Source organism: Sporolactobacillus sp. STSJ-5, from assembly GCF_024385605.1.
Taxonomy (GTDB): Bacteria; Bacillota; Bacilli; order Bacillales; family Sporolactobacillaceae; genus Sporolactobacillus.
Genome location: NZ_JANFOJ010000011.1, coordinates 89,677 through 109,121 on the forward strand (window position 1 = coordinate 89,677; position 19,445 = coordinate 109,121).

Sequence of the window (19,445 nt, forward strand, 5' to 3'; positions counted from 1 at the left end):
CAAAATTAGGGATCCCTATACCTACAAAAATATCCATGTTAGCATTAAGACATAATATCATAGACAAAATTTAATGTCAACCTTTTCTCGCACAAAAAATAAAGTATCCTTTTTTCTTTGCGACTACATCGACTCGTTTGTATAACGTTTGGAGCATTTTCAAAGCGGACGGCGCACCTTGTTTCTTTTGGATAACCGTCCAAAGTTCACCATTTTCTTTTAAAAAACGATGAGCATCTTTAAAAATCTGGTGGACAACTTGTTTACCTGCCCTGATCGGCGGATTAGTGAGAATCGCGGCAAATTCTCCGGATACATGTTCAAATAAAGAGCCTTGCAGCACCACAGGCGCAACTTGATTTTCCGCAGCATTTTTCTTCGCCAGTGCCACGGCTCGCTCATTGATATCAACCATTGTCACCTTTCGCTTAGAAAAAGCCTTTGCAAGCGCAATTCCAATCGGACCATACCCGCATCCCATATCTAAAAAATCTCCTAATACTGCAGGTTCGCGAAAACTTTCAATTAAAAGCGAGGATCCAAAATCAATTGCATTTTTTGAAAAAACACCTGCATCCGTCGTAAAAATCAGGTCATGCTGCCGCAATGTGGCGTTCAAGGCATGCGGCTTGCTTTCCGCATGGGGATGCTCCGAATAATAGTGTTCTGCCATATGCATCAGCCCCCTTTAAAAATCAGAATCATGTTCTGTTGATTGTCCAGCGGCGTCTTGACCAATGTACTTCTCGGAGGAAAAAGAAAAAGCCCGCGCAAGCGCGGGCTTTTTCTAGAACTTATTTCAGTTCTACTTTTGCGCCAACTTCTTCAAGTTTGCCTTTGATTTCTTCGGCTTCTTCTTTAGCAGCGCCTTCTTTTACAGGACTTGGAGCACCGTCAACCAATGCTTTTGCATCTTTCAGGCCAAGACCAGTGATTTCGCGGACAACCTTGATAACCTTGATCTTTTGTGCGCCAGCTTCTGCAAGAATTACATCGAATTCTGTTTGTTCTTCAGCTGCACCAGCACCTGCACCAGCTTGAACAGCAACCTGAGCTGCTGCAGTTACACCGAATTCTTCTTCAATTGCTTTAACGAGATCGTTCAATTCAAGCACGGACATTTCTTTAACCGCGCTGATGATTTCTTCCTTAGTCATTGATAATCCTCCTCATTTTTCGTTCTATTTTAAATGATTTTTTTACAATTAAGCTTCTTGTTCTTTCTTTTCGGCAACAGCTTTGACGCCCAAAGCGAGCTTTTGAATTGGGGCTTGCAGAACATTTGCCAACATAGAAAGCAATCCTTCTCTGGATGGCAGTTCTGCAAGAGCTCTAATTTCATCAACCGAAGCCAGTTTGCCTTCGATAACGCCCGCTTTGATTTCAAGAGCTTCGTGTTCCTTTGCAAAGTTATAGAGTACTTTTGCCGGAGCAATGACATCTTCTTTGCTGAAAGAAACTGCTGTAGGTCCCTTCAAGGAATCGTCAAGGTCGGAAAGACCAACAATTCCAGTCGCACGGCGTGCAAACGAGTTCTTATATACTTTGTAATCAACGTTTGCTTCTCGCAATTGTTGGCGAAGTTCTGTAACTTCCGCTACAGTAAGGCCGCGATAGTTAACAACGATTGTTGCGACGCTGTCTTTTAATTTGCCGGCAATTTCGTCAACAACTTTCTTTTTGCCTTCTAAGACTTTCTCGTTACTCATGATAAATGGCACCTCCTCTTTCAGAATCTATCCGTATCAGTATTTCCCCCACTTTTAGGCCTATCAAAAAGCCCTCGATCCAAACGGCTCGAGGGCGTAATCTATCAAACAAAAAGTTATCAAGAACTCGCTAAACCTCGGCTGGGATTTATTAAGCATGAATCATGCCCCTGCTGTCTACGGCTAATCATTCAATTAACACAACATGAACTATTATATTGAGTTTGCCAAAGCATGTCAACCTAATTATTCCGTGTCAGTCAATTATTTTACAGATGCAACGGCAACTTTTACGCCAGGTCCCATTGTTGACGAAACTGCGATGTTCTTCATGTATGTGCCCTTAGCTGCTGCAGGTTTAACCTTGATCAGCGTTTCAACAAGCACCTTGAAGTTTTCAACCAGCTTTTCCTCGTCAAAGGAAACTTTACCGATCGGCACATGAACATTTCCGTCTTTCTGAGCACGGTATTCAACTTTACCGGCTTTAATTTCTTTAACGGCTTTTTCAACGTCAAAAGTTACAGTGCCCGTTTTCGGGTTCGGCATTAAGCCTTTCGGTCCGAGAACACGTCCAAGACGGCCAACTTGTGCCATCATGTCCGGCGTAGCAACAACCACGTCAAAGTCAAACCAGCCGCCGCTGATCTTTTCAACATACTCTGCTTCGCCAACGTAATCTGCTCCGGCAGCTTCCGCTTCCTTAGCTTTGTCACCTTTTGCAAAAACGAGCACACGCTGCGTTTTACCTGTACCGTTTGGCAATACAACGGCACCGCGAACCTGCTGGTCGTTCTTCCGTGTGTCGACGCCCAAACGGACAGCAACATCAACGGATTCATCGAATCCGGCAGAAGCGATTTTCTTTACCAAGCTGACGGCTTCTTCAACGTCATACGTTTTTGAACGATCGACCGCTTTAGCTTGTTCTTGATACTTTTTACCTCTTTTAGCCATTTGAAATCCTCCTTCGTGGTATTAACGGTTTGCATATGACCTCCCACCAACCATAAACAAATGCGCGAAACAAAGCTTTGTTTATTTGCGCGCTTCCCGATCAGTCTTCGACAACGATGCCCATGCTGCGCGCAGTTCCTTCGACCATACGCATAGCGGATTCAACATTTGCCGCGTTCAGATCAGGCATTTTCAGTTCGGCGATCGCGCGTACCTTGTCGCGTTTGATCGTTGCAACTTTTTTCGTATTCGGTGTACCTGAGCCGGATTGAATGCCTGTTTCTTTCTTAAGCAGAACGGCAGCCGGCGGCGTCTTTGTGATGAACGTAAACGAACGGTCTTCATAAACAGTAATTACGACCGGAATGATCAGACCTGCCTGATCGGATGTCCGAGCGTTGAATTCTTTACAAAAGCCCATAATGTTAACGCCCGCCTGACCCAATGCCGGACCAACTGGCGGAGCCGGATTTGCTTTACCTGCTGGAATTTGCAGCTTAACTAGCTTGATTACTTTCTTTGCCATGAGAGCACCTCCCTACAACAATTTGTGGTACGGGTTGCCCCTTCCACTCCTAAATTACCTCTATGGCTTCTTGCACTTCATGTGACTTGCGATGGTGAGATCGGATAAAATCATACAAACATCAAGATTATACAATCGGCAAGCACAAATTGCAAGGTTTGATCGTGCGGCTATTGCTTTTCTGCCCGCAAAAAAAGATTTAATCGAGTTTTTTCACTTGATTAAAGTCGAGTTCCAACGGTGTTTCACGTCCGAACATATTCACATGCACTTTCAATTTGCTCTTCTCTTCATCAATGCTTTCAACACTTCCAATAAAGTCGGCAAATGGGCCTTCTTTTACTTTAACTTGCTCTTTTATTTCAAAATTGGCGTCGCTTACCTTTTCTTTCAATCCCATCTGTTTCAGAATGGCATCTACTTCGTCCGGCAAAAGCGGGATCGGTTTTGAACCGGCGCCTGTCGATCCGACGAAGCCTGTAACTCCCGGTGTATTACGCACAACATACCAAGAATCGTCGGTCATCACCATTTCCGTAAGAACGTAGCCGGGAAATACTTTTTTCATTGCTGTTTTCTTTTGACCGTTCTTAATTTCTGTTTCTTCTTCCATGGGTACAAGAACACGGAAAATTTTATCCGCCATACCCATGGTCTCAACCCTTTTCTCCAGGTTGGTCTTTACTTTGTTCTCATAACCCGAGTATGTGTGAACAACATACCAGTTCTTCTCCATATCGTTCTTCCTCCAAATGATCCATTCGCTTTTCGCCGATTACAATCAGCCTTGATAAAGAATCATTGATTTGTGATCACGTGCAGAAGCTGGGAAATTCCCAGATCAATGACAACGAAAAAGAGTGCAAGAAAGACCACAGTTACAATAACGGTAACCGTGTATCTCAACAGTTCTTTTCTTGTCGGCCAAGTGATTTTTTTCGATTCAGTGACAATGTTTTGAAAAAATTTACCGGTCCCCTTGATAATGCCCGCCATAGGTACTACCTCCGCTAGTCAGATTATTTCGGTGTCTGTTCTTTCGTATATGTCTTGCAATTTCTGCATGATTTATAGATGATTTAACCTGCATTTCGCGTACCCGAATCATGTTCTGAATATAGGCTGCGGGTCTGGGACAGGCCGTCTCACTCCGTGACGATGCCCATGCCGTCAGGGGAAAGAAGCCTGCATTTTCTGCAAGTAAAAGAAAGAAAGGCGCTGATTCGCCTTTCTTGTTGTTTGTCATATACTCTTTGTACTTTACCATAAAAAAACACAGCCTGTCAATGATCCGTCAGGCTGTGCTGTTTCAAATACTGAATTCCTGATATTGCATGCAGTGTTCGAGCTTGCGTTTCACACGCTGCAATGCATTATCAATCGATTTAACATGCCTTTTTAAATCAACCGAAATTTCTTGATAAGTTCTTCCGTCAAGATACTGCCTAAGTACTTTGCGCTCTAAATCACTTAAAACACGCGACAGCTTCTCCTCAATATCATCATATTCTTCACGGCTGATCAGCATCTGTTCAGGGTTGCTTGACTGCGCTTCGCAAACAACATCCATCAGTGTCCGTTCGGATTCTTCATCGTAGATCGGTTTATCAAGTGAAACATAAGAATTCAGCGGAATATGTTTTTGCCTCGTCGCTGTCTTAACGGCTGTAATCATCTGACGCGTGATACACAATTCTGCAAATGCTTTAAATGACGCCAGCTTGTCTCCCCGATAGTCGCGGATCGCTTTAAACAGTCCAATCATTCCTTCTTGAATGATATCCTCGCGATCAGCACCGACCAGAAAATAAGCTTTTGCTTTGCCGCGCACAAAATTCTTATATTTAAAAATGAGATATTCCAGGGCTTGGTTATTTCCTTCGTGAACCGCTTTCAATAGTTCTGCATCGTCTAGTGAACCAAAAGCTGCATTTGCCTTAACCGGATTATCAATCATCTTTAATCCCCCCGAGCACTTGGATGCCTTTTGTTAGAACATTATACATTACAATTTTTTAAATTGTCAATAAAATTCAAAACCCTCTGCGCATTTGTTCCAGTTTCTTTCGAGTTGCCTCATCAAGATAAATTTTCGTTATTGACGAAGAAGTTCGTTCATTCATGGTGCTTTTCTTAATCTCTTTTTCTATTTTCCCAATTTCTTCAATCAGCTCCCGCGACGGTTTTCTGAGTGCTCCTTGAGAAAAAACCGCCCATTGCTCAGCCATGTCCGACGTTGCGACATGGATCCGGGTCTTTACATTCTGTAATTTTTTGATTAGTCCTTCGATCTTTTGATCCGCTTTTTCACTTTTCTTGGTGTAAATGATTTCGATCTTCGATTTTTTCGTTTTCGTCTCTTTTCCAGGGATTAAATAAGCATCGAAAATTAAAATCACACGCCAGCCGGTGACTGCCTGATACTCCGATAATTTATCAACCAGCAAATCGCGGGCACTTTCAAAATCATTTTTCTGAAGTGCCTTCAATTCGGTCCAAGCCCCTATCACATTGTAGCCGTCGACAATCAGAATATCGTTCATCACGCATCACCCTTGCTCTTCGCGGCGCCGAAGCACCTCATACATCAATAAGCTTGCGGCAACTGAAGCATTTAAAGAGGTTACTTTGCCGCGCATTGGCAAACTGATCAGAAAATCACATTTCTTTCGCACAAGCTGGGACATGCCAGCTCCTTCATTGCCAATGACTAGACAGATCGGAATTGAAAAATCAGCAGATCGATAATCTTCACTGCCGTCGGCTGCCGTTCCTGCGAACCAGACTCCTCTCTTTTTCAACACTTCCATGGTACTGGCAAGATTAGCGACCCGCACGACCGGCACATATTCAATCGCACCGGTCGATGCTTTTGCGACAATTGACGTCAATCCGACCGAATGCCGTTTCGGAATAATCACGCCGTGACAGCCTGCAGCATCTGCCGTTCTTAAAACAGATCCTAAATTATGTGGATCTTCGACATTATCCAGCATCATAAAAAACGGCTGCTCGCCGCGACTTTCGGCAAGGGCGAAAAGGTCGTCCAATTCTGCATAGCGGTATGCCGCTATAGAAGCGACTACGCCTTGGTGCTGGGCTGATTTAGACAGTTGATCTAATTTCTGTTTAGGCACAAACTGAAAGGCGATGCCGTTAGACTTAATTAAATCAAGCAGCTCGCTCAGACCCTTTCCCTCTTTGTTCAGCCATACTTTATTTATTTCTCTTCCCGATCGAATGGCTTCTGAAACAGGATGCCGTCCGATGATCCATTCATCATTCATTATTGACCGCTCCCTTCGACCGGTTGATTCACAAACATTTTCTCCATGATTTCATCAATTCGTGCTTCTTTTCCAAGGAAAAACAACGTTCCGATTAATGCCTCAAAACCAGTGCTGAAATTATACGTCTGAACGTCTGTGTTCCTTGGAACCGAATGGGATTTTGCATTGCGTCCCCGCCTGACCACAGCCCATTCTTCCTCCGTGAGAAAACCTTCATCCATCAGTTCATGAAGAAATCTGGATTGTGATTTTGCGGAGACATAGTCTACGGCTAAAACATGAAGTGCATGAGGTTTAGATACACCGGATTTAGCAATAATTTCTTGACGTACATAGACTTCAATCACAGCATCGCCCATATAAGCCAATGCCAGGCTGTTGAGCAGATTCGGGTCGGTTTTTGTTCCGTTCAGTCTCATTCAAGTCCTCTTTTCCAGCGTACGCCTTGAGGAGTGTCTTCCAGGATGATTCCCGCTTCCTTTAGTTGGTCGCGGATACTGTCGGCAACGGCAAAATCGCGTTGTTTTCTGGCATCTTCACGTTTTTGAATCAAGGCTTCAACTTCATTGTCTAATATACTTCCCGACTCGTCTTCAAGTTTCAAACCCAGCACCGCAGATAATTCGGTCAACGCTTGTAGATACGCACCCAGATCATTTTTCGAAGCACTCTCATTTTGAAGGGCAATATTGGCATCCCGCGCAATATCAAAAAGAACAGCAATTGCATTGGCTGTATTGAAGTCGTCATCCATGGCTTCAATAAATGGTTTTCGATAATTTTCGACAAGTACTTCATTAATTTTTTCTGAGTGACCCGTACCGCCCAACCGGTGGTTCAAATTATAGTGCGTTGTCTTTAAACGACCGAACGCCTGAACCGCATCATTCAACAATGCATCACTAAAATTAATCGGGTGGCGATACTGAACGGATAAGATGAAAAAGCGGATCACTTGCGGATCAAATTTTTTTATCAGATCGTGAACAAGAATCACATTGCCAATCGATTTCGACATTTTTTCATGATTAATTTGAATATGTCCGTTGTGCAGCCAATAATGAGCCATGGTTTCATGATGCAGCGATTCGGACTGAGCAATTTCATTTTCATGGTGCGGGAATGCAAGGTCCGTGCCGCCCGCATGAATATCGATGGTATCACCCAAATATTTTTCAACCATAGCCGAGCACTCGATGTGCCAGCCCGGTCGACCTTCGCCCCACGGACTCGCCCATTTGATTTCGCCAGGCTTTGCCGCTTTCCACAATGCAAAATCCAAAGGGTCCTCTTTGTTCTCGCCAATTTCAATTCGGGCACCCGACTTCAGATCATCAATGGACTGATGGGAGAGCTTGCCGTAATCTTTAAATTTTCGTGTTCTGAAGTACACATCGCCTTCCGATTCGTACGCATATCCGGCGTCCACCAGCTTGCTGATGAATGCAATGATCTCCGGCATCGTTTCTGTCGCCCGAGGATGCACGGTTGCTGTCTTCACGTTCAACGCACCGGTATCTTCCTTGTATGCCTTAATGAACTGTTCTGCGATTTCAGGTACTGATTGATGACGTTCCTTTGACGCATTGATCAACCGATCATCAACATCGGTAAAGTTTGACACATACCTCACTATATACCCGCGATACTCAAAATACCTGCGAACCGTGTCGAAAACGACCGCCGGACGCGCATTGCCAATATGAATGTAGTTATAAACGGTCGGGCCGCACACATACATTCGAACTTTATTTTTTTCTATTGGATGGAACAGTTCCTTTTTTCTCGTCAGCGTATTATAAACTTTTAAAGCCATTTTGATCTCACTCCTTTTCTTTTTGTACACGCTTCAACGCTTGCAGCTCTACTTTCAGCTTGTCGACTTCCATTTCTAACTGATGCATTTTTTCGGCCACCGGATCAGGAAGGTCCGCATGGTTCAAGTCATGATGATGCACCTTTAATCCATTCTGTCTGACGACGCGTCCCGGAATACCGACCACTGTCGAATTGGATGGAACATCATGCAGAACAACTGATCCCGCACCGATTTTGGAATGATCGCCGATCGTAATTGATCCAAGCACCTTTGCGCCTGCTGATATAAGCACATCATTTCCTACCGTTGGGTGCCTCTTTCCCTTTTCTTTACCGGTACCGCCAAGGGTAACCCCTTGAAAAAGGGTCACATCATCGCCGATCTCACAGGTTTCTCCAATAACAATGCCCATACCGTGATCCATAAAGAAACGCCTGCCGATCCTTGCTCCCGGATGGATTTCAATGCCTGTAAAAAAACGTGAAAACTGTGACAAAGCACGCGCGAGAAAGTAGCGTTTCTTCTTCCACAGCCAGTGCGCCATTCGATGCGACCAGATCGCGTGCAAGCCGGAGTATGTCATAATCACTTCCCATTTGCTTCTCGCCGCAGGATCCTGGTCAAACACATTGTTCAGATCTTCTGCAATAATGCCGCTCACGTGCACTTTCCTCCTCCATCTTCATCATTACATCGCATAAGTTAAACGCTCTTCGCTATATCCGGTCAACAAATAGATTAGATTCCCATGTACGAAAAAAAGCATCTTTGTGCCGGTTGACACAAAGACGCCTTTAGACGCGGTTCCACTTTGTTTGAGATCATTCTCCACTCATATGCCGATAACGGCGGCTTCCGTTTTCGCCTACTAATCTCCGTTCAGCGATCAACTCAGAGGGGCAATTCAGCAATTCGCTTCCCAAACGGCTTGCAGCCTAAGGCCGTTTTCTCTGCGGGGGGAGTTGCGAATACCTACTCAACCTCTTCATCGTCTTCTATCACACATTATGCGTGTTTTTTTAAAATGTCTACTTTGACTAATTCAGAATTGTTAAAGGAATCGTTCAGACTTTCTGCTCGGTCGACAAGTAATGCTCTAATCTTTTCAACACAAGATCTCTTCCCAACAATTCCAAAGCTTCCGGAAGTTCAGGGCCGTGGGCCGAACCCGTCGCAATCACGCGGATCGGCATATACAATTTCCAACCGCGCTGCTTCGTTTCTTTCTGCGTTACCTTTATTTTAGGGGCAATTGCTTCCGCTGTCCATTCGGTAAGTCCCCTCAGTTCGCGATCGAACACCGTAAGTACATCGGTTACTTGTTCACCGTCAAGAATTTTCTCTTCATCTTTCGTCAATTCCGTTTTCGCAATGTCTTTATTAAAGAACATGTCGCACAAATTGACAATATCTGCACCAAAATGAAGCTGTTCTTGATATAAAAGTACAACACGTGTTGCCCAGTCACGCTGCTCCTCAGTCATTTCAGACGGAATAAGACCAGCGTCAACCATATAAGGCAATACCATTTGCACATACTCTTCTTTTGGCATCTTCTTAATATACTGACCATTCATCCATTCAAGCTTCGATTTATCAAACATCGCAGGCGATTTGCTTAATCGGCTGGCATCAAACAGCTTAATAAATTCATCGCGAGAGAAGATCTCCTCTTCTCCTTTTGGCGACCAGCCAAGCAATGTAATAAAGTTAAACAATGCTTCCGGCAAAAAGCCCATATTCTTATATTGCTCAATAAATTGAACAATACTGTTATCGCGCTTGCTCAGCTTTTTATGGTTTTCGTTAACAATCAAGGTCATGTGACCGAATGTTGGCGGCTGCCAGCCAAATGCACGGAACAGAAGAATTTGCTTCGGCGTATTTGAAATATGCTCTTCACCGCGAAGAACATGAGTCATTTTCATCAGATGATCGTCGACGACAACGGCAAAGTTATACGTCGGAACCCCATTCTGCTTGACGATCACAAAATCACTGACGTCATTGGATTCAAAGGTTACGTGACCTTTAACAATGTCGTCAAATTCAATTTTCTGATCATCAGGGATACGGAACCGAATCGTTGGTTTTCGTCCTTCTGCTTCAAATTGCGCAATTTGTTCCGACGTCAGATGACGGCACTTGCCTGAGTATCCAGGTGTCTGACCGTTTGCCATCTGTTCCTCACGCTCTGCCTTCAATTCTTCAGGCGTGCAGTAGCATTTATAAGCAAGACCTTTGTCAAGCAACTCCTGCCAATACTTCTTGTAGATATCCAAACGCTCCATCTGGCGATATGGACCGTATTCACCGCCGACATCGACACTCTCGTCCCATTCAAGGCCGAGCCATTTCAAGTATTTCAACTGGCTCTCTTCTCCGCCTTCTACATTACGTTTCTGGTCGGTGTCCTCAATACGAATAATAAATTTGCCGCCGGCATGGCGTGCAAACAGGTAATTAAAAATTGCGGTACGCGCGTTCCCGATGTGCAGAAAACCTGTCGGACTCGGCGCATAGCGTACCCTGACTTCTTCTGTCAACGCATTCACCACTTTCTGTTATTCTTATTTATTTTAGCACGTTCTCCTCCTGGGAGGGTCACAAATTGCGCGAAAAAATGAAGAATTGATCGTTTCTTTTGCATCAATTGCTCTGGTCGGCTTCTACTTTTTCAACAAGACAAATAGCTTCTGCAGCAATACCTTCCCCTCGTCCTGTAAACCCAAGCTTTTCCGTTGTCGTTGCTTTCACGTTTACTTGTCCCGTCTCTACGTTCAGCACATCAGCAATCACACGGCACATTTCCCCAATATACGGTGCAAGCTTAGGTTTTTGGGCAATAACAACACTGTCAACATTGCTGATTTCAAAACCTTTTGAGCGGACGATGGCGGCTACTTCTTCGAGCAGTTTCTTGGAATCCGCTCCTTTATAAGCTTCATCCGTATCAGGAAAATGCTTTCCTATATCCCCTTCGGCAACAGCGCCGAGCAGCGAGTCGCTGATCGCATGAAGCAGTACGTCTGCATCCGAATGTCCGACGAGCCCGAGCTCATAGGGAATCGTCACACCACCGATAATCAAGTCGCGATTCTCAGCGAATTGATGGACGTCAAATCCGTGACCGATTCTCATTAGTCATTCCTCCTCTCTCTCCATGAACAGCTGGGCGATATCCAGATCTTCAGGCGTTGTCAGTTTAATGTTGTGATAGCTGCCTTCAACAATCCGGACCGGTAAGCCCATCCGTTCAACGAGTGATACATCATCCGTACCCATGAAGTGTGCCTTCATGCTTTCCTGGTGTGCTTTACGGATCACGGACAATCGAAAAGCTTGCGGGGTTTGGGCTGCCCACAAGCTTTTTCTCTCTAATGTTTTTTCTACTTGAAAATCTGCTGCTTGTTTGATTGTATCTTTAACCGGAACAGCAAGCAGTGAAGCGCCATGCTCCGCAGCGGCTTCCGCTACTTCTGCAATGTACTTGCGCGTAACAAACGGTCTGGCACCATCATGAATCAGTACAATCGCATCCGGTTCCATAGTGAGCATATTCAGCCCCAAATAAACGCTTTCCTGACGTTCTTTACCGCCGCCCGCGAAGGCACGCACTTTAGTAATATGGTAATCTTCAACCAACATTCTAAATTTTTTCTGCTCATCCTCTCGAGTGACCAGGACAATGCCAATGCACGACGGATCCGTTTCAAAAACACGCAGTGTATGGATGATAACCGGACAGCCGTCCAGTTTGAGCAGTACTTTATTTTCTCCGGCGCCCATCCGCCGGCCTTGACCCGCGGCAAGGACAACCACTTGATAATCCATCTGATAGAGCCTCCGAACTCAGAAGGCAGCCTGGTTTTTAATTCAGAGCGCCTTTTCAAGCAATTTAGGCTTGGCAAAAATCATTCGGCCGGCAGAGGTCTGCAACACACTGGTTATGACGACGTCAATCGTTTTGCCTATATACCTATGTCCTTCTTCTACCACAATCATCGTCCCATCGTCAAGATAGCCAACGCCTTGATTTTGCTCTTTACCATCTTTAATGACCTGAACACGCAGTTCTTCACCCGGAAGAACCACGGGTTTTACGGCATTCGCCAAATCATTAATGTTTAAAACAGGCACCTTTTGAAACTCGCAAACTTTATTCAAATTAAAGTCATTAGTCACAACAATACCACCGATTTCCTTAGCAAGGCGCACCAATTTGCTGTCCACCTCGGTAATATCGTCATAATCGCCTTCATAAAGATCCACGTGAATGGAGTGGTCTTTCTGAATTTTATTCAAAATATCCAAACCGCGACGTCCTCGGTTACGTTTAAGAACATCCGATGAATCAGCGATATGCTGCAATTCTTCAAGCACGAAATGCGGAATGACCATGGTTCCTTCAAGAAATCGAGTCTGGCAAATATCAGCAATCCGTCCGTCTATAATTACGCTCGTATCGAAAATTTTGTATGGGATATAATCTGTTGCCTGGGAAATTTGCACTTCTTTTTTCCGATCCTTCGATCTGGATGAAAGACGAAACAGACTAATCAGTTCATCCCGCTTTCTAAATCCAATTTGAAAAAAGAAATAGCCTAATAAGATGTAAATAAAGATCCCCAATACAGTGCTGACCCCAGTGAAGGGCAGTCTTTGAAGCGGCAGCTGAATCAGAAATGCGATCATCAATCCCAGTCCTAGGCCAAGCGTACCAAACAACACATCGGTCACCGGTGCCTTTATAATTCGATCTTCAAAACTTTTCATTACGTTTACCAATGAGTCCACAAACCAAAAGGATAAAAATGCCATGATTACAGCACCGATCACCATACCGACAAACGGCGAACTAATCCATCCCGGAACTCCATTTCCTAAATTTAAGAGAAACATTATTTTTGGTATATAGACAAAACCGAGCGTACCGCCGATTAAAATAAAGAATAGCTGAATGACACGTTTTATCATTTCCAATCACCTCCTCAAAACATTATAGACAAAATGACAAAATCGAAACTTCCTTTCTGCCATTATGTTCCTTTTTTCTATAGAACTTGTTTTTTCTTAGTAATATTGGGGTTTTCAAAAATCAGAAGGGAAAAAATCCGGCTCATTCATTTTTTCTTTTCCTGACCCCAGTGCCATTTTAATTGCTTGAGTCAGAGACTCGACACCAACTAACGATACGCCTTCCGGAGACGACCATCCTTCTACATTCTTCGCCGGGATGAAGATCCGTGTAAAGCCAAGCTTAGAAGCCTCGTTCACCCGTTGCTCAATTCGGGACACACGCCGCACTTCTCCGGTCAAACCGATTTCGCCAATAAACGCGTCACCCACTTTGGTGGGTTGATTGTTGAAGCTTGAGGCAATGCTGATTGCAGCAGCGAGATCAACTGCAGGTTCATCCAGTTTCACGCCTCCGGCAACATTGACATAGGCATCCTGATTCTGCAACAGCAGTCCTACCCTTTTTTCCAAAACCGCCATGAGAAGCGATACACGGTGATTATCCAACCCTGCTGCCATCCGGCGCGGATTTCCGAAGCTTGTCGGTGTTACAAGTGCCTGCACCTCGACCAAAAGCGGCCGAGTGCCCTCAATGGATGCGGTCACTGCTGACCCCGCAGCCCCTTTGGCACGTTCCTGAAGAAAGATTTCCGATGGATTGGCGACCTCGACAAGTCCCCCTTCCTTCATTTCAAACACACCCATTTCATTCGTTGAACCGAAGCGGTTTTTAACCGCCCTAAGGATACGAAATGTATGATGGCGCTCTCCCTCAAAATATAATACAGTATCTACCATGTGCTCAAGTGTCCTTGGTCCTGCCAAGGCACCATTTTTTGTAACATGCCCAACGATAAAAATTGCAATGCCTTGCTGTTTCGCTAGACGCAACAAGTAGGCCGTACATTCCTTAACTTGAGAGATGCTTCCCGGAGCTGAAGAAAGATCTGAATTGTAAATGGTTTGAATTGAGTCAATGACCATTATTTCGGGGTTCACTTGTTCAATGTGGCTTTCAATCTGACGAATGTCTGTCTCAGCAAGCACATACAGCTCCGCAGATGACACGCCTAGTCGTGTCGCCCTCATTTTCGTCTGTCGAACGGATTCTTCTCCGGAAATATAAAGTACTCGGTGCCCCGTACGTGCTAATTGATCAGAGGTCTGGAGCAGCAGAGTTGATTTACCAATTCCCGGATCCCCTCCGACAAGGGTAAGCGAAGCGGGTACAACCCCTCCCCCAAGCACTCGATTCAGCTCGACCATTCCCGTCTTTATTCGCGGTTCCTCTTCCAGAATGACATCCGTAAGCCGAGAAGGTTTGCTCGCCGGTCCGGCCGTTTGACCGAGAACGGGCGACGCAGGGCGGATGGTTTCTTCTACCAATGTGTTCCAATTTTGACACCCTGGACAGCGTCCCATCCATTTCGGACTTTCATAGCCGCATTCTTGGCAGATAAATACTGTTTTCACTTTTGCCATTTGATCACCTTACCCATTGTAAATTCGGGTACAGCCCTTTCTGAATAAGAAAAAAAGCCAAGGCTTTAAAACTTTGGCTTCTTCAAACATCAATACAATTGCTCTACTGTGTGAAGATCAAGACTTCACAACGGCTTCTTCTTTTTTCTGGTTTACTAAGTACTCGCCGTCACTGTAATCGATGACAACATTCGTACCTTTCTTGATGTTGCCCTTGAGCAGTTCCTCTGACAACTTATCTTCTACCCGTCGCTGCAGTGCGCGACGAAGCGGTCTGGCACCGTACTCAGGATCATAGCCTTCCTCAACGATCTGTGCCTTCGCTGCATCGGTCAATTCAATAACAATTCCTTGATTTGACAAGCGATTCTTCAGCTGGTTCGCAAGCAGGGTCACAATTTCCAGCAATTGTTCCTTCTTTAATTCATGGAAGACAATGATTTCATCAATTCGGTTCAGGAATTCCGGACGGAATGCCCGTTTCAGCTCACCCATCACCTTTTCTTTCATTGCCTTATATTCATGGCCTTCCTCACCGACTGAAAAGCCCACATATTTGTTCTTCTTCAATTGGCTGGCGCCGACATTAGAAGTCATAATTATTGCCGCATTGCGGAAATCAACCGTTCTTCCCTTGGAATCAGTTAATCTTCCGTCATCAAGTACTTGAAGCAAGATATTAAATACATCAGGATGTGCTTTTTCAATTTCATCGAAAAGGATGACAGAATACGGTTTTTGACGAACCTTTTCAGTCAGCTGGCCGCCTTCTTCATGGCCCACATAACCTGGAGGCGAACCGACCAGGCGGGAAGTCGTATGTTTTTCCATGTATTCCGACATGTCGATGCGAATAATGGCTTCCTCATCGCCAAACAAGGTCTCTGCAACGGCACGAGCGAGTTCCGTTTTTCCGACACCAGTCGGTCCAAGGAAAATGAATGAACCAATTGGACGTTTCGGATCCTTTAATCCTGCACGTGCCCGTCGAATGGCATGTGAAATGGCATCAATTGCTTCATTCTGTCCAATGACGCGTTCATGAAGGATAGACTCCATGTTCAGCAGCCGTTCGCTCTCTTTTTGCTCGAGCTTGACAACCGGAACGCCGGTCCAATTTGCGACTACGAGCGCGACATCGTCCGGAAGGACTTCTGTATTTTCCTTGCCTTGTTTTTCTTTCCATTCCTTCTTGCAAATATCGACTTGTTCTTTCAATTTTTGCTCATGATCACGAAGTGATGCAGCTTTTTCAAATTCCTGGCTTTGTACAGCCGCATCTTTTTCCTTCTTGATGGTTTCCAGACGCTGCTCAAGCTCTTTGAGATTTGGCGGAGCTGTGTACGAACGGAGCCGAACTTTAGAAGCTGCTTCATCAATTAAGTCAATCGCTTTATCGGGAAGAAAACGATCCGAAATGTAACGATCCGACAGCCGCACTGCTTCAGTAATTGCTTCATCCGTGATTTTCACCCGATGATGGGCCTCATAACGGTCACGTAATCCCTTTAATATTTGCACAGATTGTTCTGAAGTTGGTTCTTTTACTTTGATCGGCTGGAATCGTCTTTCTAAGGCCGCATCCTTTTCAATGTACTTGCGGTACTCATCGAGCGTCGTCGCACCAATACATTGCAATTCTCCGCGTGACAGAGAAGGCTTCAGGATATTCGACGCATCAATAGCGCCTTCAGCTCCTCCTGCTCCAATCAACGTGTGTAATTCATCTATAAAAAGAATAACATTGCCCGCTTGGCGAATTTCATCCATAACTTTTTTCAACCGGTCTTCAAACTCGCCACGATATTTTGTCCCGGCTACGACCGTACCCATATCCAAGGTCATGACGCGTTTCTCTCTGAGAATTTCCGGAACTTCATTATTTACAATCTCCTGCGCCAAGCCTTCCGCTACCGCTGTTTTACCAACACCCGGTTCACCGATCAGCACAGGGTTGTTCTTTGTGCGGCGGCTGAGTACCTCAATCACACGTTCAATTTCTTTGCTGCGCCCGATGACAGGGTCAAGCGAACCTTCGCTTGCCATCGCAGTCAGATCACGCGCCAGGCTGTCAAGCGTCGGTGTGCTCGCGTGTGCGGCATTCCGACTCTGAGCGTTCCCGGAGGTTGCCTCGTGGCTTCCAAGCAGCTGAAGGACCTGCTGACGTGCTTTATTAAGACTTACTCCCAGATTATTAAGTACGCGAGCAGCAACCCCTTCACCCTCGCGAATCAATCCAAGAAGAATATGCTCTGTTCCAACGTAAGAATGACCAATTTTTCTTGCTTCATCCATTGAAAGCTCGATAACACGCTTCGCACGCGGTGTGTAATGTGGCGTCTGTACTTCCTCAGTACCGCGGCCAATCAAGGCCTCTACCTCTTTCTGAATTTTTTCAGGATCCAGATTCAAAGCAAGCAGTGCCTTAGCGGCAATACCGTCACCTTCACGCACGAGGCCGAGCAAAATATGTTCTGTTCCAATATTATTATGCCCGAGACGCATCGCTTCTTCTTGTGAAAGTGCGAGCACCTTTTGAGCACGTTCTGTAAATCGTCCAAACATCATAATGGTGGCCTCCTTTAATTGCTATCTCTTTTCACTGGCCTTAAAACAATCTATGCGGCATCAAAAAAACCTTTACCTGTACACTATTCAAACAGCGGTTTTTTTGATCGTTCACCACCCATATTCATTGCCCAAATTTCTCAATACGAGAAATCGGGCTGAGCCGTTAATTAACTATATTCGGCACCGAAGTACTGAAACCCTCTTTAAAAATCAGTATTAAGATGTTCTGTAAGCAACATCCCACTCAAAATACTGATCTCTTTCAGTGTCTTGATGTAATATCTTATTATATCCAATCAATCAGATATTTACCAAGACGAAGGCTTAACAATCAACTTACTGCGCCCACATAACAAATTCTATCTGCTATATGTGAGTGATTGCAACATAGCTCTTAAAAGATTCGCACGCAGTTCATCTCTTAGTGGGATATCAATATCAAGAACCGTATGACTCACAGCCATAAGCATCAATCGTGCCTCTCGGTCGCTGATCACATCTTCCTCAAGCAAATGAACGATAATCGACTCTGCCATACTCTGCGTCAATCTATAACCGATTAATCCGATCATTTCATCAATGAGTTCGGCATCTGTAACCGGGCGGACTTTGACGACACGAATGTATCCGCCACCGCCACGCTTGCTCTCTACAACATAACCGCGCTCAATAGAAAAACGCGTTTTTAAAACATAATTAATCTGCGACGGAACACATTGAAATTTTTCCGCCAGTTCGCTCCGCTTCAATTTAATGATATCGTTCGAATCAAGTATTTCTTTTATATATTTCTCAATGATATCAGAGATATTTCTCATCGGGGCACCCTCTCTCCCTGACTTTGACTAACTTTGACTATAAATTTATTATGCACGATTTTACATAAATAATCAACTTAATTAGTTAGCTAACCTTTTCCATTTTGCTTTATCAATCTTTCTTTGCGTAAGAAAAACCGGGCAAAAACCGCCCGGTCCTGAATCTCCAGTCATGTGAGTCATGTGTCATTGGTTTGTGTCTTTACGGTGCTGAATCATCGCTCCGGTTGCTCGCATCAACTGAGCGCTACCGTGGGCGCACCGCGAGCCTCCTCAGACAGGCAGAAATTAGCGGGGTCTCGCTGGCACCTGATCCCGCAGGCGTGTCGCACCTCTGCTTTGATTTTCGGCCAAGACACTGGTTTATTCGTTTAAATACGGGGCAAAATCTTATACTTTCTTTACTTGCAAAAAAAACAGGATTAATGATCTCTGATCAAAAATCCTGTTTACATTACAACCGACTCTCTAGCAGTCGATTCAAAAATATCGATTAAGTGGAGCCTAGGGGGATCGAACCCCTGACCTCCTGCGTGCAAAGCAGGCGCTCTCCCAGCTGAGCTAAGGCCCCATTTAAATGCGCGCAACGCTATCGAAAGTCGTTGCCAAGTCATACAAAAACCACGAGACAATCTCGTTCTTTTTGTAAGAAACAATCGGGAAGACAGGATTTGAACCTGCGACCCCCACGTCCCGAACGTGGTGCTCTACCAAGCTGAGCCACTTCCCGATAATGGTGCGCCCTAGAGAAGTCGAATCCCCAACCTTCTGATCCGTAGTCAGACGCTCTATCCAATTGAGCTAAGGGCGCAAATAAACTAAAATGGTGCCGAGAGCCGGACTCGAACCGGCACGGTAGTCACCTACCGCAGGATTTTAAGTCCTGTGCGTCTGCCAATTTCGCCATCCCGGCATACATAAAATGGAGCGGAAGACGGGATTCAAACCCGCGACCCCCACCATGGCAAGGTGATGTTCTATCACTGAACTACTTCCGCATAATAATAAACAAATGGTGAGCCACGAAGGATTTGAACCTTCGACCCTCTGATTAAAAGTCAGATGCTCTACCCCTGAGCTAGTGGCTCATGTTACAGTGCCGGTCAGAGGACTTGAACCCCCAACCTACTGATTACGATTCAGTTGCTCTACCAATTGAGCTAGACCGGCATAAAAATGGAGGATATAGGGCTCGAACCTATGACCCTCTGCTTGTAAGGCAGACGCTCTCCCAGCTGAGCTAATCCTCCATAA

The 19,445-nt window shown here is 45.0% G+C and carries 20 protein-coding genes, 8 tRNA genes and 2 other annotated features; all 28 genes read right to left on the reverse strand.

Annotation, left to right across the window (positions count from 1 at the left end):
* Positions 1-76 precede the first annotated feature (76 nt).
* Positions 77-673 carry a class I SAM-dependent methyltransferase gene (locus NOM01_RS11485; RefSeq protein ID WP_255748626.1) on the reverse strand — a complete coding sequence of 199 codons (597 nt, stop codon included), beginning with the start codon at positions 671-673 and terminating at the stop codon, positions 77-79.
* A gap of 121 nt (positions 674-794) precedes the next feature.
* Positions 795-1,157 (reverse strand): 50S ribosomal protein L7/L12, encoded by a 363-nt coding sequence (rplL, locus tag NOM01_RS11490; RefSeq protein ID WP_255748627.1) that lies wholly within the window; start codon positions 1,155-1,157, stop codon positions 795-797.
* Between the two features lie 48 nt (positions 1,158-1,205).
* A complete protein-coding gene (gene rplJ, locus NOM01_RS11495; RefSeq protein WP_255748628.1) occupies positions 1,206-1,709 on the reverse strand; it encodes a 50S ribosomal protein L10 in 504 nt (167 codons plus the stop codon).
* 55 nt (positions 1,710-1,764) lie between these two features.
* Positions 1,765-1,910: a sequence feature (ribosomal protein L10 leader region), on the reverse strand.
* Positions 1,911-1,973: 63 nt separating this feature from the next.
* Positions 1,974-2,666: a 50S ribosomal protein L1 gene (gene rplA / locus NOM01_RS11500; protein ID WP_255748629.1), complete on the reverse strand. Its 693-nt coding sequence runs from the start codon at positions 2,664-2,666 to the stop codon at positions 1,974-1,976.
* A gap of 100 nt (positions 2,667-2,766) precedes the next feature.
* Positions 2,767-3,192: a 50S ribosomal protein L11 gene (rplK, locus tag NOM01_RS11505; protein ID WP_253063948.1), complete on the reverse strand. Its 426-nt coding sequence runs from the start codon at positions 3,190-3,192 to the stop codon at positions 2,767-2,769.
* A gap of 199 nt (positions 3,193-3,391) precedes the next feature.
* Positions 3,392-3,928: a transcription termination/antitermination protein NusG gene (gene nusG, locus NOM01_RS11510; protein ID WP_255748630.1), complete on the reverse strand. Its 537-nt coding sequence runs from the start codon at positions 3,926-3,928 to the stop codon at positions 3,392-3,394.
* Between the two features lie 62 nt (positions 3,929-3,990).
* Positions 3,991-4,176 (reverse strand): preprotein translocase subunit SecE, encoded by a 186-nt coding sequence (secE, locus tag NOM01_RS11515; RefSeq protein WP_370646078.1) that lies wholly within the window; start codon positions 4,174-4,176, stop codon positions 3,991-3,993.
* A 325-nt stretch (positions 4,177-4,501) separates the two neighbouring features.
* A complete protein-coding gene (sigH, locus tag NOM01_RS11520; RefSeq protein WP_255748631.1) occupies positions 4,502-5,149 on the reverse strand; it encodes an RNA polymerase sporulation sigma factor SigH in 648 nt (215 codons plus the stop codon).
* A gap of 76 nt (positions 5,150-5,225) precedes the next feature.
* Positions 5,226-5,735: an NYN domain-containing protein gene (locus tag NOM01_RS11525; RefSeq protein ID WP_255748632.1), complete on the reverse strand. Its 510-nt coding sequence runs from the start codon at positions 5,733-5,735 to the stop codon at positions 5,226-5,228.
* Between the two features lie 6 nt (positions 5,736-5,741).
* Positions 5,742-6,479, reverse strand: a complete 738-nt coding sequence (gene rlmB / locus NOM01_RS11530) for a 23S rRNA (guanosine(2251)-2'-O)-methyltransferase RlmB (protein ID WP_255748633.1) — start codon at positions 6,477-6,479, stop codon at positions 5,742-5,744.
* Complete coding sequence (locus tag NOM01_RS11535; RefSeq protein WP_255748635.1) at positions 6,479-6,901, reverse strand: Mini-ribonuclease 3; 423 nt, start codon at positions 6,899-6,901, stop codon at positions 6,479-6,481. Before NOM01_RS11535 ends, rlmB begins: the two co-directional genes overlap by 1 nt.
* Complete coding sequence (cysS, locus tag NOM01_RS11540; protein ID WP_255748636.1) at positions 6,898-8,298, reverse strand: cysteine--tRNA ligase; 1,401 nt, start codon at positions 8,296-8,298, stop codon at positions 6,898-6,900. Before cysS ends, NOM01_RS11535 begins: the two co-directional genes overlap by 4 nt.
* Positions 8,299-8,305: 7 nt before the next feature.
* Entirely contained in the window at positions 8,306-8,962 is a 657-nt protein-coding gene (epsC, locus tag NOM01_RS11545) for a serine O-acetyltransferase EpsC (protein WP_255748637.1), read from the reverse strand.
* A 120-nt stretch (positions 8,963-9,082) separates the two neighbouring features.
* Positions 9,083-9,299, reverse strand: a binding site (T-box leader).
* Between the two features lie 66 nt (positions 9,300-9,365).
* On the reverse strand, positions 9,366-10,847 hold the full coding sequence (gltX, locus tag NOM01_RS11550) for a glutamate--tRNA ligase (RefSeq protein ID WP_255748638.1): 1,482 nt from the start codon (positions 10,845-10,847) through the stop codon (positions 9,366-9,368).
* Positions 10,848-10,950: 103 nt separating this feature from the next.
* Positions 10,951-11,442 carry a 2-C-methyl-D-erythritol 2,4-cyclodiphosphate synthase gene (gene ispF, locus NOM01_RS11555; RefSeq protein ID WP_255748640.1) on the reverse strand — a complete coding sequence of 164 codons (492 nt, stop codon included), beginning with the start codon at positions 11,440-11,442 and terminating at the stop codon, positions 10,951-10,953.
* Positions 11,443-11,445: 3 nt separating this feature from the next.
* Complete coding sequence (gene ispD / locus NOM01_RS11560; RefSeq protein WP_255748641.1) at positions 11,446-12,135, reverse strand: 2-C-methyl-D-erythritol 4-phosphate cytidylyltransferase; 690 nt, start codon at positions 12,133-12,135, stop codon at positions 11,446-11,448.
* A gap of 42 nt (positions 12,136-12,177) precedes the next feature.
* Positions 12,178-13,278: a PIN/TRAM domain-containing protein gene (locus tag NOM01_RS11565; protein WP_255748642.1), complete on the reverse strand. Its 1,101-nt coding sequence runs from the start codon at positions 13,276-13,278 to the stop codon at positions 12,178-12,180.
* 114 nt (positions 13,279-13,392) lie between these two features.
* Entirely contained in the window at positions 13,393-14,802 is a 1,410-nt protein-coding gene (gene radA, locus NOM01_RS11570; RefSeq protein ID WP_255748643.1) for a DNA repair protein RadA, read from the reverse strand.
* A 117-nt stretch (positions 14,803-14,919) separates the two neighbouring features.
* Complete coding sequence (gene clpC / locus NOM01_RS11575; RefSeq protein ID WP_255748644.1) at positions 14,920-17,370, reverse strand: ATP-dependent protease ATP-binding subunit ClpC; 2,451 nt, start codon at positions 17,368-17,370, stop codon at positions 14,920-14,922.
* 362 nt (positions 17,371-17,732) lie between these two features.
* Positions 17,733-18,191 carry a CtsR family transcriptional regulator gene (locus NOM01_RS11580; RefSeq protein ID WP_255748645.1) on the reverse strand — a complete coding sequence of 153 codons (459 nt, stop codon included), beginning with the start codon at positions 18,189-18,191 and terminating at the stop codon, positions 17,733-17,735.
* Between the two features lie 498 nt (positions 18,192-18,689).
* Positions 18,690-18,762: transfer RNA gene (locus NOM01_RS11585), tRNA-Ala, on the reverse strand.
* A gap of 85 nt (positions 18,763-18,847) precedes the next feature.
* A tRNA-Pro gene (locus NOM01_RS11590) sits at positions 18,848-18,921 on the reverse strand.
* Positions 18,922-18,925: 4 nt separating this feature from the next.
* A tRNA-Arg gene (locus tag NOM01_RS11595) sits at positions 18,926-19,002 on the reverse strand.
* 13 nt (positions 19,003-19,015) lie between these two features.
* Positions 19,016-19,104: transfer RNA gene (locus NOM01_RS11600), tRNA-Leu, on the reverse strand.
* Positions 19,105-19,114: 10 nt separating this feature from the next.
* A tRNA-Gly gene (locus NOM01_RS11605) sits at positions 19,115-19,189 on the reverse strand.
* A gap of 15 nt (positions 19,190-19,204) precedes the next feature.
* Positions 19,205-19,279, reverse strand: a tRNA-Lys gene (locus NOM01_RS11610).
* 9 nt (positions 19,280-19,288) lie between these two features.
* Positions 19,289-19,361 (reverse strand) — tRNA-Thr (locus tag NOM01_RS11615).
* 7 nt (positions 19,362-19,368) lie between these two features.
* Positions 19,369-19,441 (reverse strand) — tRNA-Val (locus tag NOM01_RS11620).
* Positions 19,442-19,445 lie beyond the last annotated feature (4 nt).